At 65.3% G+C, this 14,279-nt stretch carries 12 protein-coding genes; 10 read left to right on the top strand and 2 right to left on the bottom strand.

What is annotated here, in order from left to right; translation table 11 throughout:
* The first annotated feature begins 291 nt into the window (after positions 1–291).
* The 8 genes from IQ24_RS00890 (at position 292) to IQ24_RS00855 (ending at position 9,648) form a co-directional block, all read left to right on the top strand.
* Positions 292–1,326, top strand: a complete 1,035-nt coding sequence (locus IQ24_RS00890) for a rod shape-determining protein (RefSeq protein ID WP_145395826.1) — start codon at positions 292–294, stop codon at positions 1,324–1,326.
* A 9-nt stretch (positions 1,327–1,335) separates the two neighbouring features.
* On the top strand, positions 1,336–2,280 hold the full coding sequence (gene mreC, locus IQ24_RS00885) for a rod shape-determining protein MreC (protein WP_145395825.1): 945 nt from the start codon (positions 1,336–1,338) through the stop codon (positions 2,278–2,280).
* On the top strand, positions 2,273–2,797 hold the full coding sequence (locus IQ24_RS00880) for a rod shape-determining protein MreD (RefSeq protein ID WP_145395824.1): 525 nt from the start codon (positions 2,273–2,275) through the stop codon (positions 2,795–2,797). The genes mreC and IQ24_RS00880 overlap by 8 nt, the downstream gene beginning before the upstream one ends.
* 12 nt (positions 2,798–2,809) lie before the next feature.
* Positions 2,810–4,756 carry a penicillin-binding protein 2 gene (gene mrdA / locus IQ24_RS00875; protein WP_145395823.1) on the top strand — a complete coding sequence of 649 codons (1,947 nt, stop codon included), beginning with the start codon at positions 2,810–2,812 and terminating at the stop codon, positions 4,754–4,756.
* Positions 4,757–4,760: 4 nt separating this feature from the next.
* Positions 4,761–5,900 carry a rod shape-determining protein RodA gene (gene rodA / locus IQ24_RS00870; RefSeq protein WP_145395822.1) on the top strand — a complete coding sequence of 380 codons (1,140 nt, stop codon included), beginning with the start codon at positions 4,761–4,763 and terminating at the stop codon, positions 5,898–5,900.
* Between the two features lies 1 nt (position 5,901).
* Positions 5,902–6,822, top strand: coding sequence for a 2-hydroxyacid dehydrogenase (locus IQ24_RS00865; RefSeq protein WP_145395821.1), 921 nt, complete (start codon positions 5,902–5,904; stop codon positions 6,820–6,822).
* Positions 6,823–6,912: 90 nt separating this feature from the next.
* Positions 6,913–8,334, top strand: coding sequence for a mannose-1-phosphate guanylyltransferase/mannose-6-phosphate isomerase (locus IQ24_RS00860; protein WP_145395820.1), 1,422 nt, complete (start codon positions 6,913–6,915; stop codon positions 8,332–8,334).
* A 129-nt stretch (positions 8,335–8,463) separates the two neighbouring features.
* Positions 8,464–9,648, top strand: a complete 1,185-nt coding sequence (locus IQ24_RS00855; protein ID WP_145395819.1) for a multidrug effflux MFS transporter — start codon at positions 8,464–8,466, stop codon at positions 9,646–9,648.
* 83 nt (positions 9,649–9,731) lie between these two features.
* Here the strand turns inward: IQ24_RS00855 and IQ24_RS00850 are convergent, their stop codons facing one another.
* The gene (locus IQ24_RS00850; protein WP_145395818.1) at positions 9,732–11,693 is read right to left on the bottom strand and encodes a potassium transporter Kup; all 1,962 of its coding nucleotides are present in this window, start codon (positions 11,691–11,693) and stop codon (positions 9,732–9,734) included.
* 108 nt (positions 11,694–11,801) lie between these two features.
* A complete protein-coding gene (locus IQ24_RS00845; RefSeq protein ID WP_145395817.1) occupies positions 11,802–12,416 on the bottom strand; it encodes a TetR family transcriptional regulator C-terminal domain-containing protein in 615 nt (204 codons plus the stop codon).
* Positions 12,417–12,645: 229 nt separating this feature from the next.
* Between IQ24_RS00845 and IQ24_RS00840 the strand changes: the two genes are divergently transcribed.
* Together IQ24_RS00840 and IQ24_RS00835 are read left to right on the top strand one after the other, a co-directional pair.
* Complete coding sequence (locus tag IQ24_RS00840) at positions 12,646–12,927, top strand: cupin domain-containing protein (RefSeq protein ID WP_145395816.1); 282 nt, start codon at positions 12,646–12,648, stop codon at positions 12,925–12,927.
* Positions 12,928–12,996: 69 nt separating this feature from the next.
* On the top strand, positions 12,997–14,265 hold the full coding sequence (locus IQ24_RS00835) for a Zn-dependent hydrolase (protein ID WP_145395815.1): 1,269 nt from the start codon (positions 12,997–12,999) through the stop codon (positions 14,263–14,265).
* Positions 14,266–14,279: the final 14 nt, after the last annotated feature.

Genomic DNA, 14,279 nt, shown 5'->3' with positions numbered 1-14,279 from the left:
GTCCCTCACATGACCCGGCCGATATCGGCTCGCTTGGGCCGATCAATGCGCATCGCGCGCGGCCCCGTCAACTCGGTCGGGGCGCATAGGCGCGAAGCTGTGCCCCGGATGCCCGGTCGGCTGCCACCAAGGTCCGAATCGCTGCGGCACAAGATGCGACGCCCGCGCAAACAGGGGTTTCAACAACGACAGACTGCGCATATACGAGGCAGCGCTTCGGTCGCGTGACTCGGGCATTGAAGTGAGCAGGCACAGGCAAGCCGGGAAAATCCGGCACGAAAGGGATAGGCTATGGCATTCGGCGGGCTGTTTTCGACGGATATCGCAATCGATCTTGGGACCGCCAACACGCTGATCTATGTCAAGGGCAAGGGCGTCATCCTGAATGAACCCTCGGTCGTGGCCTATCACGTCAAGGACGGCAAGAAGCAGGTGCTGGCCGTGGGCGAGGACGCGAAGCTGATGCTGGGCCGCACGCCCGGCAGCATCGAGGCCATCCGCCCCATGCGCGAAGGCGTCATCGCCGATTTTGACAGCGCCGAAGAAATGATCAAGCATTTCATCAAGAAGGTGTTCAAGCGCAACAGCTTCTCGAAGCCCAAGGTCATCGTCTGCGTGCCCCATGGCGCGACCCCGGTTGAAAAGCGCGCGATCCGCCAGTCGGTCCTCTCCGCCGGCGCGCGCAAGGCCGGCCTGATCGCCGAGCCGATCGCAGCCGCCATCGGCGCGGGCATGCCCATTACGGAACCCACCGGCAGCATGGTCGTCGACATCGGCGGCGGCACCACCGAGGTCGCAGTTCTGTCGCTGGGCGATGTGGTCTATGCGCGCTCGGTCCGCATCGGCGGCGACCGCATGGACGACGCGCTGATCAATTACCTGCGCCGCAACCACAACCTGCTGATCGGCGATTCGACCGCCGAGCGGGTGAAGACCCAGATCGGCACCGCCCGCATGCCCGACGATGGCCGTGGCGCGACCATCATGGTGCGCGGCCGCGACCTGCTGAACGGCATTCCGAAGGAAATGGAAATCACCCAGGCCATGGTCGCCGAGGCGCTGTCCGAGCCGGTCCAGCAGATCTGCGAAGCGGTGATGGTGGCGCTGGAAGCCACCCCGCCCGATCTGGCCGCCGATATCGTCGACCGCGGCGTGATGCTAACCGGCGGCGGCGCGATGCTGGGTGAGCTGGATCTGGCGCTGCGCGAGCAGACCGGCCTGATGATCAGCCTGGCCGACCAGCCGATGAGCTGCGTCGCACTGGGCACCGGCAAGGCGCTCGAGTTCGAAAAGCAGCTGCGCCACGTCATCGACTACGACAGCTAAGAGCCATCCGTGGCGCGCAAGGGTCCAGATTTCGCGGCGCCGGTTCGCCGTATCCTCGTCGCGTTGCTGGTGCTTGTGCTGCTGGCGGTCTTTCTGTTCTGGAAGATCGACAGCCCGCGCGCCGAACGGATGCGGGCGGTGTTCATCGACCGTTTTGTTCCCAGCTTCGAATGGGTGATGACGCCGGTAACCAAGCTGTCGCGCATGGTCGCGGGCTTCCAGTCCTATTCCCGCCTTTATGAGCAAAACCAGGAGCTGCGGCGCGAGCTGCAGAAGATGTCCGGCTGGAAAGAGGCCGCGGTTCAGCTTGAACAGGAAAACGCCAAGCTTCTGGCGCAGAACAATGTTCGTATCGACCCGGCCCTGACCTTCATTTCCGGCGTGGTGATGACCGACAGCGGCACGGCCTTCCGGCAATCGGTGCTGCTGAACGTCGGCGGACGCGATGGTGTGCTGGACGGCTGGGCGGCGATGGACGGTCTGGGGCTTGTGGGTCGCATCTCGGGCGTGGGCGATCAGACCAGCCGGGTGATGCTGTTGACTGACCCTTCCAGCCGCATTCCGGTGACCATTCAGCCCTCGGGTCAGCGGGCGCTTCTGGGCGGCGACAACACCGCCCTGCCCGTTCTGGAATTCATCGAAAGCCCCGAAAATGTGCGCCCCGGCGACCGCGTCATCAGCTCGGGCGATGGCGGCGTCTTCCCGCCGGGCCTGCTGGTCGGTCAGGTCGCGCAGGCCAGCGACGGGCGTCTGCGCGTGCGGCTGGCGGCGGATTACGGGCGGCTGGAGTTCCTGCGCGTCCTGCGCAGCCACCCGGCTGAACAACTGAGCGACACGAGCCTGCTGATCCCGCCTCCGCCCGCCGAGTTCATCGGCCCGCCGCTGCCCGATCTGCAAGAGCTGAACCGCGCCCGCGAAGAGGCCGCAGCCGCCAACAGGCCCAGCGATGATTGAGGCGGTCCGGGGCCGTCGCCTGCGCGGCCAGCTGATCTATATCGTGCTGATGATGATCTTCCTGTTCTGGCGGCTTCTTCCGCTGTCGCCCGGCCAGATCATCTGGCCCGGCCCCGATCTGGCGCTGTGCCTGACCTTCGCCTGGGTCCTGCGCCGCCCCGATGATGTGCCGGTGCTGATCATCGCGGCGCTGTTTTTCATCGAGGACATCGTCCTGCTGCGCCCCCTTGGCCTTTTCACCGCGCTGGTCGTCATGGCCACCGAGGCCGCACGGGTGCGTGAGCCCCGTTGGCGAGAGTTGTCGTTCGTGATTGAATGGTTACGTGTGGCGCTGTTGATCGCGATGCTGATGCTGGCAAACCGGATTCTTCTGATCGTCTTCGTGCTTCCCGCCCCCCCGCTGGGACAGATGATCCTGCAGTTTCTGGCCACGGCAGCGGCCTATCCGATCGTGGTGGCGCTGGCCCGTTGGCCGCTGGGGGTGAAACGTGCCCTGCCGGTCGATGGCGATAGATAGGATTGCGGGAAGATGCGCAGGTCTCAGAAGGAAATCCTTGAAAGCGCGCGCGGCATTTCCCGCCGGGGGCTGATGCTGGGCGTCATTCAGGCCTCGGTGCTGGGGGTGCTGGGGCTCAAGCTGCGCAGCATGCAGCTGGAGCATGAGGACGAGTATCGTCTTCTGGCCGATGGCAACTCGATCAAGATCCGGCTGCTGCCGCCCGCGCGCGGGCTGATCCTTGACCGAACGGGCGTCATCATCGCCGGGAACGAACAGAATTACCGCGTGACCCTGACGCGCGAGGAAGCGGGCGACGTCAGCCGCGTCATCGCCGGGCTGCGCCGCATCATCCCGATGAGCGATATGCAGGTCGCCCAGCTTCTGGAGGACATCGCCAAGCGCAGCGCGGTCACGCCGGTGCTGGTCGCGGACCGTCTGGACTGGGCCGAGTTCTCCTCGATTGCGGTCAATGCGCCCGCCCTGCCCGGTGTCACGCCCGAATCGGGCCTGTCGCGCAACTATCCCCGGGCGGGCGATTTCTCGCATGTGCTGGGCTATGTCGGGCCGGTCTCGGACTATGACCTCTCGAAGATCGAGAACCCCGACCCCGTCCTGCGCCTGCCCGAGTTCCAGCTGGGCAAGGTCGGGCTTGAGGCCAAGATGGAAGAGGCCCTGCGCGGCAAGGCCGGGAACCGCCGGGTCGAGGTCAACAGTGCCGGGCGCGAGATGCGCGAACTCAGCCGTCAGGAAGGCCAGCAGGGCGCGACCGTTCAGACCACGCTGGACGCGGCGCTGCAGAATTTCGCGACCCAGCGACTGGGCGAGGAAAGTGCCGCCGCCGTGGTGATCGACGTGACGAATGGCGATATCGTCGCCATCGCCTCCTCGCCGGTGTTCGACCCGAACATGTTCGTGCGCGGCATTTCCTCGGCCGATTATCAGGCGCTGATGAAGCACGACCACCGGCCCTTGGCTGACAAGACCGTGCAGGGGCTCTATCCGCCGGGCTCGACCTACAAGATGGTCTCGCTGCTGGCGGGGCTTGAGGCGGGCGTGATCAATGGCGGCTCGCATTTCTACTGCCCGGGCTATCTGCAGGTCGCGGGCCGCCGCTTCCACTGCTGGAGCCGGGGCGGTCACGGCTCGGTCTCGCCCACACAAAGCCTCGAGCGGTCCTGCGACGTCTTCTATTACGAGCTGGCCCAGAAGCTGGGGATCGAGCGGATGTCGGCCATGGCCCGCCGTCTGGGGCTGGGCGAACGCCACGACCTGCCGCTTTCGGCGGTAGCCGAAGGCATTGCGCCCGACCGCGCCTGGAAGCGGGCCCGCCACAAGCAGGAATGGCAGATCGGCGACACGATCAACGCCAGCATCGGTCAGGGCTATGTGCTGGCCTCGCCCATTCAGCTGGCGGTGATGACGGCCCGCGTGGCGACCGGCAAGGCGGTCATTCCGCGTCTGGTGCGCGCCATCGACGGCCAGCCGGTGCCGGTGCCCGAGTTCGAAAGCCTCGGCATCTCGCCCGCGAACCTCGCCATTGCGCAGCGCGGCATGGATGACGTGGTCAACGGCTCGCACGGGACCGGCGCGAAGTCGAAGATCATGAAACCAGAATGGCGCATGGCCGGGAAATCGGGCACCTCGCAGGTGCGCAACATCACCGCAGCCGAGCGCGCGCGCGGCGTCGTGCGCAACGAACAACTGCCCTGGAACCGGCGCGACCATGCGCTGTTTGTCTGCTACGCCCCCTATGAAAGCCCGCGCTATGCCGTTTCGGTCGTGGTCGAGCACGGCATGGGCGGCTCGACCGCTGCCGCCCCGATTGCGCGCGACATCCTGCTGTTCGCGCTGGCCGGGGGCCTGCCGCCGCTTGACGCCTACCCCGCCAGCCAGCGCGGCGGCATCGAGGAAATGCGCAGCAAGATGAACCTTCACATCGCCGAACCCGGCAACAGCACGACGCGGGCCAGGGCCTGAAAAGATGAGCTATCTTGACTATCAGGTCGCGCAGACCCCGCAAGGCTGGCGCAAGATCCTTTATCTGAACTGGCCGCTTGTCTTTCTAGTGACCGCCGTCAGCTGCATCGGCTTTCTGATGCTCTATTCGGTCTCGGGCGGCGATATCGACCGCTGGGCGGGCCCACAGATGCAGCGTTTCGCCGTGGGCATGGTCCTGATGTTCGGCCTTGCCTTCGTGCCGATCTGGTTCTGGCGCTCGATTTCGGTCGCGGCCTATGTGATCTGCGTACTGCTGCTGATCCTTGTCGATACGATGGGCACCATCGGCATGGGCGCGCAGCGCTGGCTGGACATCGGGCCGATCCGGCTGCAACCGTCCGAGCTGACCAAGGTGGCCTTCGTGATGACGCTGGCCGTCTATTACGACTGGCTGCCGGTCGAGAAGGTCTCGCGCCCGCTTTGGGTGCTGATCCCGGTCTTGCTGATCATGCTGCCCACCGGGCTCGTGCTGATGCAGCCCGACCTTGGCACCTCGATCATGCTGATCGCGGGGGGCGGCATCGTGATGTTCGCAGCCGGGGTCAGCCTGTGGTATTTCGGCGCGGTGATCGCGGCGGTCGTCGGGCTGGTGACGGCGGTGATGAAAAGCCGCGGCACCGACTGGCAGCTGCTGCATGAGTATCAGTTCCGCCGCATCGACACCTTCCTCGACCCCGGCTCGGACCCTCTGGGCGCGGGCTATAACATCATGCAGGCGCAGATCGCGCTTGGCTCGGGCGGCTGGTCGGGGCGCGGCTTCATGCAGGGCACGCAGTCGCGGCTGAACTTCCTGCCCGAGAAACACACCGACTTCATCTTCACCTCGCTGGCCGAAGAGTTCGGCTTTGTCGGTGCCTTTTCGTTGCTGGCGCTTTACGCGCTGATCCTGGGTTTCTGCCTGCATTCGGCGCTGACCAACCGCGACCGCTTCGCCAGCCTGATGACCATTGGCATCGCGGGCACGTTCTTCCTTTACCTTGCCATCAACATGGGCATGGTGATGGGCATGCTGCCCGCCAAGGGCTCGCCTTTGCCACTGGTCAGCTATGGAGGGACCGCGCTGATGATCCTGCTGATTTCATTCGGGATCGTGCAATCGGCCCATGTCCACAGGCCGCGCTAGGATGCGGGTTCTTTATGCCGCGCCCGCTGCGGGCTGGGATGAATGGGCCCCCGCCCTGCAAGCCGCCTGCCCCGAGATGGAGCTTCTGCGTGACGGCGATCCCGCCAGTTTCGACGCGCTGATCTATGCGCCGGGCTACCCCGAGGATGGCAGCACGCTGGACTTCTCGCGCTTCACCCGCGCGCGCGTCGTGCAAAGCCTCTGGGCGGGGGTCGAGCGGATCGTGACCAACCCCACGCTGACCCAGCCCCTCTGCCGCATGGTCGATCCGGGACTGGCGCAGGGCATGGCCGAATATTGCACAGGCTGGGCCCTGCGTGCGCATTTGGGCATGGACGCCTTCGCGCAGGACGGCACCTGGCGCAATGCGCTGGTTCCGCCGCTGACGACCGAGCGGCAGGTCGTCGTCCTTGGCATGGGAGAGATGGGGCGCTCTGTTGCCACCATGCTCTCGGGCATCGGTTTTGCGGTCACCGGCTGGTCGCAATCGGGTCGCCCGGTCGAGGGCATCGCCATGCTGGGTGGCGCGTCGCTGGATCAGGCGCTGGCGCGTGCGCAGATCCTGATCTCGCTTCTGCCCGACACGGCCCGGACGCGTGACCTTCTGAACCATCAGCGGCTGATGCAACTGCCCGAAGGCGCGACCCTGATCAATGCAGGCCGTGGCACGGTTCTGGTCGAGGCCGATCTGATCGCGGCGCTGGACGCGGGCCATCTGGGCCATGCGGTGCTGGATGTCTTCCGCACCGAGCCCCTGCCGCCCACGCATCCCTTCTGGTCGCATCCGAAGATCACCGTGACCTCGCATGTCGCCGCCGACACCCGCACCGTGACCGCCGCCCCCGTGGCAGCAGCGAACCTGCGCCGCGCCATGGCGGGCGAGCCGCTTCTTTATCTGGTCGACCGCAGCCGGGGCTATTAACCTCGGCCCCACGGAAGATTTGAACATGCCGCTTTGATACGGCAATGATTTGACAGCACGGGTTTGCAGCGCCACCCGCAGGAGAGACAGATGACCATTACCCCGGTATTGCTTGCAGGTGGCTCGGGCACGCGTCTTTGGCCGGTGTCGCGCAAAAGCTTCCCGAAGCAGTTCGCGGCGCTTGTCGGGGATGAGACGCTGTTTCAGGCCTCGGCCCGCCGCCTCTCGGGCGAGGATTATGCCGCGCCTCTGGTGATGACCAACGCCGATTTCCGCTTCATCGTGGCCGAACAGCTGGAGCAGGCGGGCATCGAAGCCGCTGCCATCATGATCGAGCCTTCGGGGCGCAACACTGCCCCCGCCATTCTTGCAGCAGCGCTGAAGGTTGCCGAAACCGACCCCGCGCAACTTCTGCTGGTCGCGCCCTCGGACCATGTCGTCCCTGATGTCGCGGCCTTCTCGAACGCCGTGCGCAAGGGTGCGGTTGCCGCGCGTCAGGGCCGCATCGTGACCTTCGGGATCGAACCCACCCGGCCCGAAACCGGCTATGGCTATATGGAGGCCGAGGCAGGCGGCGACGGCCCCGTCACGCTGAGGCGCTTCGTCGAAAAGCCCGATGCCCAGACCGCCGCCCGCATGATCGCGGACGGCAATTACCTCTGGAACGCGGGGATCTTCCTCTTTTCCGCCGAAACCATGATCGCCGCCTTCAAGGCCCATGCGCCCGAATTTCTGGCCCCCGTGCAGGCCGCGCTGGCTGAGGCCCGCAGCGATCTGGGCTTCCTGCGTCTTGCGCCCGAGCCCTGGGATCGCCTGCCCGACCTCTCGATCGACTATGCGGTGCTGGAGAAAGCCGCGAACCTCTCGGTCGTGCGCTTTGCCGGGCATTGGTCCGATCTGGGTGGCTGGGATGCCGTCTGGCGCGAGGCGCAGGACGGCGCGCCCGCCGAACGCGGCGCGGTGACCGACGCCCGCTCGACCGCCATTGATTGCGACAATGTGCTGCTGCGCACGCAGGATGAGGGCATGGAGGTCGTCGGCATCGGTCTTCAGGACATCATGGTCGTCGCCACGAATGATGCGGTGCTGGTCGCCGACATGAACCGCGCGCAAGAGGTCCGCAAGGCCGTCAGCGCGCTGAAGGCGAAAGGCGCGCGCCAGGCCGAAAGCTTCCTGCGCGATCACCGCCCCTGGGGCTGGTTCGAGACGCTGGCGCTGGCCGACCGTTTCCAGGTCAAGCGCATCGTCGTCAACCCCGGCGCCGCGCTCTCGCTGCAATCGCATTTCCACCGCTCGGAGCACTGGATCGTGGTCAGCGGCACGGCACGGGTGACGGTCGATGACACGGTGACGCTGGTGACCGAAAACCAGTCGATCTATGTGCCGCTGGGCGCCGTCCACCGGATGGAGAACCCCGGCAAGGTCCCCATGGTCCTGATCGAGGTGCAGACCGGCGCCTATCTGGGCGAGGACGACATCATCCGCTACGAGGATGTCTATTCCCGCACCTGATGGGCGCTGCGCGCAGAATTCGCGCTTGCCATCACGGGATGATTGCGTTAACAGGCCGACCTTTGGTCCACAGGCTTGGGGCATCCGCCCGCCTGCGTGACCGCTCCTTGACGATCACAGGCAAAGACGATGCGCGATCAACAGCTCCGCATGGCCCTGATTCTGGGCCTTCTCTCCGCCGTCGGTCCCTTTGCGATCGACATGTATCTGCCCGCCCTGCCTCAGGTTGCGGAAGACCTTCAGGTGACCGAACAGCAGGCCACGCTGACGCTGACGGCCTATTTCATCACCTTCGGCATCGCCCAGATGATCTGGGGCCCGATGTCGGATGCGGTCGGCCGCAAGCCCCCCATCCTGATCGGCGTCAGCATCTTCCTGCTGGCCAGCATCGCCGCCACCTTCGCGCCGACGCTGGACTGGCTGGTCGCCGCCCGCGCGCTGCAGGCCTTCGGCGCGGCCACGCTGATGGTGGTCCCGCGCGCAGTCATCCGCGACCTGTCCAGCGGCCCCGACGCAGCCCGGATGATGGCCGCGATCATGATCGTGATCTCAGTCTCGCCCATGCTGGCGCCTCTGGCGGGCTCGGGCATCATGCTCTTCGGCAACTGGCGCGAGATCTTCGCGGCGCTGGCCATCGCCTCGCTCATCTCTCTGGCGCTGACGGTCTTTGCGCTGCCCGAGACCCTGCGCCCCGAGGCCCGGAACCCGGTCAGCATCCCGCCCATGCTGTCGGGGATCACGCGCCTCCTGACCAGCCGCCGCTTCATGGGGCTGACCTTCATCGGCGGCTTCGGCATGGCCAGCTTCTTCGTGTTCCTGGCCAGCGCCAGCTTCGTCTATACGCGGCAGTTCGGCCTCAGCCCGACCGGCTTCTCGCTGGCCTTCGCCTTCAACGCGATCGGCTTTTTCAGCGCCTCGCAATTCGCGGCCAAACTCGGTCAAAGATTGGGAATGGAGCGGCTGATCGCCATCGCCATCACCGGCTTCGTCGCCGCCACCGCCACGCTGACGCTGGTCGTCTGGCTGGGCCTCGACCAGCTCTGGGTGGTGATCGCCGGGCTCTTCATCGGCAATGCCTTCCTCGGGCTGGTCATGCCGACCTCGATGGTCATGGCGCTCGACCCCCATCCCGATATCGCGGGCCTCGCCTCCTCGCTCGGCGGTACGATCCAGATGCTGACGGGCGGCGCGATGATCGTGGCGGCGGGGGCCTTCCTCGACAACACGGCCCTGCCGATGGTCGCGGCCATCGCCTGCTGCGCAGCACTGGCCTGGCTCTCGGCCTTCCTGTCATTGCCGCGCCTGCGCTTCTAGGCTTCTTTCATGTCCAAATATCCCGGGGGAGCGCCGCAGGCGCGGGGGCAGCGCCCCCACACCCGGCCCCACCAACGCGGGCCTCAGAAGTTGATCTGCTGCCCCAGTTCCACCACCCGGTTCGAGGGCAGACGGTAAAAGTTCGTAGGCTCCGACGCCGTCCGATACAGCCCGACATAAAGCCGCGACAACCAGCGATGCATCGCGGTTGCCTTGCCCAGACGCAGGGCGCGCCGGTTCAGGAAATAGCTGGTGTTCATGATGTCGAACTTCTGCCCGACCTTGCTGGCCCCGGCCAAGGCCATCGGCACATTCGGCTGCTCCATATAGCCGAAGTGACAGATCGCGCGCCAGAAACGTGGGCTGATCTGCTCGATCTGCAGCCGCTGGCTGCGCGAGACGCGCGGGGTCGTAGAAACTGCGACCTTCACGATGAAATTCCGCTCATGCAGCACGCGGTTGTGCTTGAGGTTGTGCATCAAGGCCGCCGGCGCGACATCGGGATCGGCCGTCAGGAACACCGCCGTGCCGGGCACGATGAAGGGCGGTGATTTCTCCATCTTCTCGACCAGCATCTTCAGCGAAATGCTCTCCGAGGTCACCTTGCGCTGCAGGATGTTCGTGCCCCGCACCCAGGTCACCATCATGGTGATCACCACGGCCGAGAACATCAGCGGGATATAGCCCCCGTCCACCACCTTGATGAGGTTCGCGGTGAAGAAGATCAGCTCGATCGCGATCACCGGCAGCATCAGCCCCAGCACCAGCCACCAGCTCCAGCCCCAGGCCCAGCGGAACACGATGATCGCCAGGGCCGAGGTGATGACCATGTCGCCCGTCACCGCAATCCCGTAGGCGCTGGCCAGATTGGCCGAGGATCCGAAGCTCAGCACCAGCGCACAGACGCCGGTCATCTGGATGAAATTCACCTTAGGCAGATAGACCTGCCCCTTCTGGGTGTCCGAGGTGTGCAGGATCTCCAGCCGCGGGATCAGCCCCAGCTGCACCGCCTGCTGCGCGACCGAGAATGCGCCCGAGATCACCGCCTGACTGGCGATGACCGTCGCCATGGTCGCCAAAAGCACCAGCGGCAGGCGGAACCAGTCGGGCGCCATCATGAAGAACGGGTTCACGATCTTCGAGGGATCGGACAGTACCATCGCCCCCATGCCCATATAGGCCAGCGCCAGGGCGGGCAGCACGACCACGCTCCAGGCCACGCGAATCGGGCGGCGGCCAAAATGGCCCATATCGGCATAAAGCGCCTCGGCCCCGGTCACCGCCAGAAAGACCGAGCCCAGAACCGGCAGCGAGGCCATGCCGTTGTGATAGAGGAAATCCAACGCCCTGAGCGGGTTCAGCGCCCTGAGGATGCGGGCATCATCCAGCAGATGCGACGCCCCCATGACCCCCATGGTCACGAACCAGATCAGCATGATCGGCCCGAAATAGCGCGCAACCACGCCCGTCCCGGTGCGCTGCACCCAGAACAGCGCCAGCACGATGCCCACCGTCACCGGCACCACCCAGCTTGAGAAATTGGGCAGGATCAGGTCCAGCCCCTCGACCGCCGACAGGACCGAGATGGCGGGCGTGATCATCGTATCGCCGAAAAACAGCGACACGCCGACGATGCCCAGAAGATAGATCCACCAGGACCGCCGCCCGCCGATGGCCCCTTGCGCCTTGGCCACCAGCGACAGCGTGCCGCCTTCGCCATTGTTGTCGGCGCGCAGAATCAGCACGACATATTTCAGCGTCACGATCAGCATGATCGTCCATAGCAGCAGCGAGACGATGCCGATCACCGCCGTTTCCGGCAGCCCCTCGGCATGAGCGTGGACCAGTGATTCCCGCAGCGCATACAGCGGCGAGGTGCCGATATCGCCGTAAACCACCCCCAGACTGGCCAGAACCAGACCGGCTGTCAGCTTCTGCTCGGCCGAATGCTCGGGCGGCAGGCCCTCGCCCGAGGGCGCATCGCCCGGGGGAATCGGCTGCAGCGGTGCGGGGGAATTGCCGTCAGCGGCATCAGCATTGCTCATCAGGACACCATGGGTGACTTCCGAACGCCTTGCTGCGCCCTTTATCCGCACTTGGCAAGAGAGCGGATGCGGGAATGGCTGACCGTTGCCGGTCGTCCGGCCAATCGCTCAGGGGGCCAGCATGCGGCGGAACAGATGTTCCAGAAAGATCATCGCGCCCGCATAGGGGTCCGGTCCCTCGCCCATCACCGCCCGCACCTGCACGTCGAAATCGGCGTAGTGCTGGGTCAGCGCCCAGATCGAGAAGATCAGGTGATGGGGATCGACCTCGGCAATCCGCCCCGAGGCCGTCCAGCCCGCGATGATGGAGACCTTCTCGGCCACCAGATCGTGCAGATCTTCGCTCAGAACCTCGGTCATATGCGGCGCGCCATGCAGCACTTCGCTGGCAAAGAGGCGGCTTTCGTTCGGATAATCCCGCGACAGCAGCAGCTTGCGCCGAACATAGCCCAGAATCTGCTCGACCGGGTCGCCTTCGGCGTCAAGCTCGCGCAGGGGCGCCAGCCACAGGTCCAGCAGTCCGACCAATAGCCCGCGATAGATCGCCTCTTTCGAGGGGAAGTAATACAGCACATTGGGCTTAGACAGGCCCGCCGCATCCGCGATCTGGTCGATGGTCGTGCCCGAAAACCCGCGCGCCGAGAACTCCTGCAGGGCCGCGTCCAGAATGACGTTGCGATTCTTGTTCTGGATGCGGCTGCGGCGTGGCTGCTGAATCTTCATGCAAAATCATGCCCATCGGGAAATCGTTACCAGCACTGCACTGGAAAGCTTGACTGGCTTCTCACCCGTGCTAGCCTGATCCTGACCAGATGGTCAATATTCGGGACATGAATTCGAACGGCACGCGCGCAGAGGATTTCGGGGCGATGCGACACCGGCGAAAGCCGGATCAGAGCCTGCCCCCGGCCCCTCTTGAGGGACGCGTGAGCGCCAGACCGGAGGTTGGGGCATGGCAGATGCGGTTGGGACTTTGCTGATGGAGAATGAACGGGTGCGCGTCACGCGCTTCGATTTCGCTCCGGGCGCCCAGACCGGCTGGCACATCCACCCGCATGAATATGTCATCACCACCCTGACCGAATGCCACCTGCGGCTGGAACTGCCGGGCGGCGAGACGCGCGACAGCATTGTCGCCGCGGGCTCGGCCTATACCCGGCCCGAGGGGACCGAGCATAACGTCATCAACGGGGGCAGCGCCCCGATGTCATTCATTGAGGTCGAGTTGAAGTAACCCGCCTCTCCCACCCATTTCGCCCGACCCGGCAGCAAGACCGGCGGGCCCGACAGGAAGGAAGACCACATGACCAATCCCGCCAGCGGGACTGCTCCTGCTGCGAATATGAAGGTTGATCAGGCGCGTCTTTGGGACAGCCTGATGGAGATGGCCAAGATCGGCCCCGGCATCGCAGGCGGCAACAATCGCCAGACCCTGACCGATGAGGACGGCGAGGCGCGTCACCTGTTCCAGCGCTGGTGCGAGGATGCGGGCATGGTGATGACCGTCGACCAGATGGGCAATATGTTCATGCGCCATGAGGGCGAAGAGCCGGATCTGGACCCCGTCTATATCGGTAGCCATCTGGACACCCAGCCGACGGGCGGGAAATATGACGGCGTGTTGGGGGTGCTGGCGGGGCTGGAGGTCATCCGCTCGATCCACGATCTGGGGGTGCGGACGCGGCGGCCGATCGTCGTCACCAACTGGACGAATGAGGAAGGCTCGCGTTTCGCGCCTGCGATGATGGCCTCGGGGGTTTTCGCTGGCGTCATCGAGCGCGACCACGCCTATGCCCGCACCGATGCCCATGGGCTGCGCTTCGGCGACGAGCTGGAGCGGATCGGCTGGAAGGGCGAGGAGGTGCCCGGCGACCGCAAGATCCACGCCATGTTCGAATATCACATCGAGCAGGGCCCGATCCTTGAGGCCGAGGGCAAGGACATCGGCATCGTCACCCATGGCCAGGGGCTGCGCTGGATCGAATGCACAGTGACGGGCAAGGGGCAGCACACCGGCTCGACCCCCATGCGGATGCGGCGCAATGCCGGGCGCGGTCTGGCGCAACTGACCGAGCTGGCCCATGAGATCGCCATGAAGCATCAGCCCAATGCGGTCGGTGCCATCGGCCATATCGACGTCTATCCCAACAGCCGCAACATCATCCCCGAGAAGGTCGTTTTCACCGTCGATCTGCGCAGCCATCTGCTGCCGGTGCTGCTGTCGATGACGGAAGAGTTCCTCTCGAAGGCCCCGGCGATCTGCGAGGCGCTTGGCTGCAGTTTCGAGGCGCAGATCGTCGGGCAGTTCGACCCTCCGGCCTTTGATGAGACGCTGCTGAACCGGATCCGCGAGGCCTCGGACAGGCTGGGGTACAGCCGCATGGATGTCGTCTCGGGTGCGGGGCATGACGCCTGCTGGATCAACAAGGTCGCACCCACGGTGATGATCATGTGCCCCTGCGTCGACGGGCTGTCGCATAACGAGGCCGAAGAGATCAGCCCCGAATGGGCCTCGGCCGGGGCGGATGTGCTGCTGCATGCGGTGCTGGAGACGGCCGAAATCGTGACGTGACGCGCCGGACCGGG

This window comes from Paracoccus sulfuroxidans (assembly GCF_007830335.1).
GTDB lineage: Bacteria > Pseudomonadota > Alphaproteobacteria > Rhodobacterales > Rhodobacteraceae > Paracoccus > Paracoccus sulfuroxidans.
Note: the sequence above shows the minus strand (reverse complement) of the source record. Positions and strands in the feature narration are given on the sequence as shown.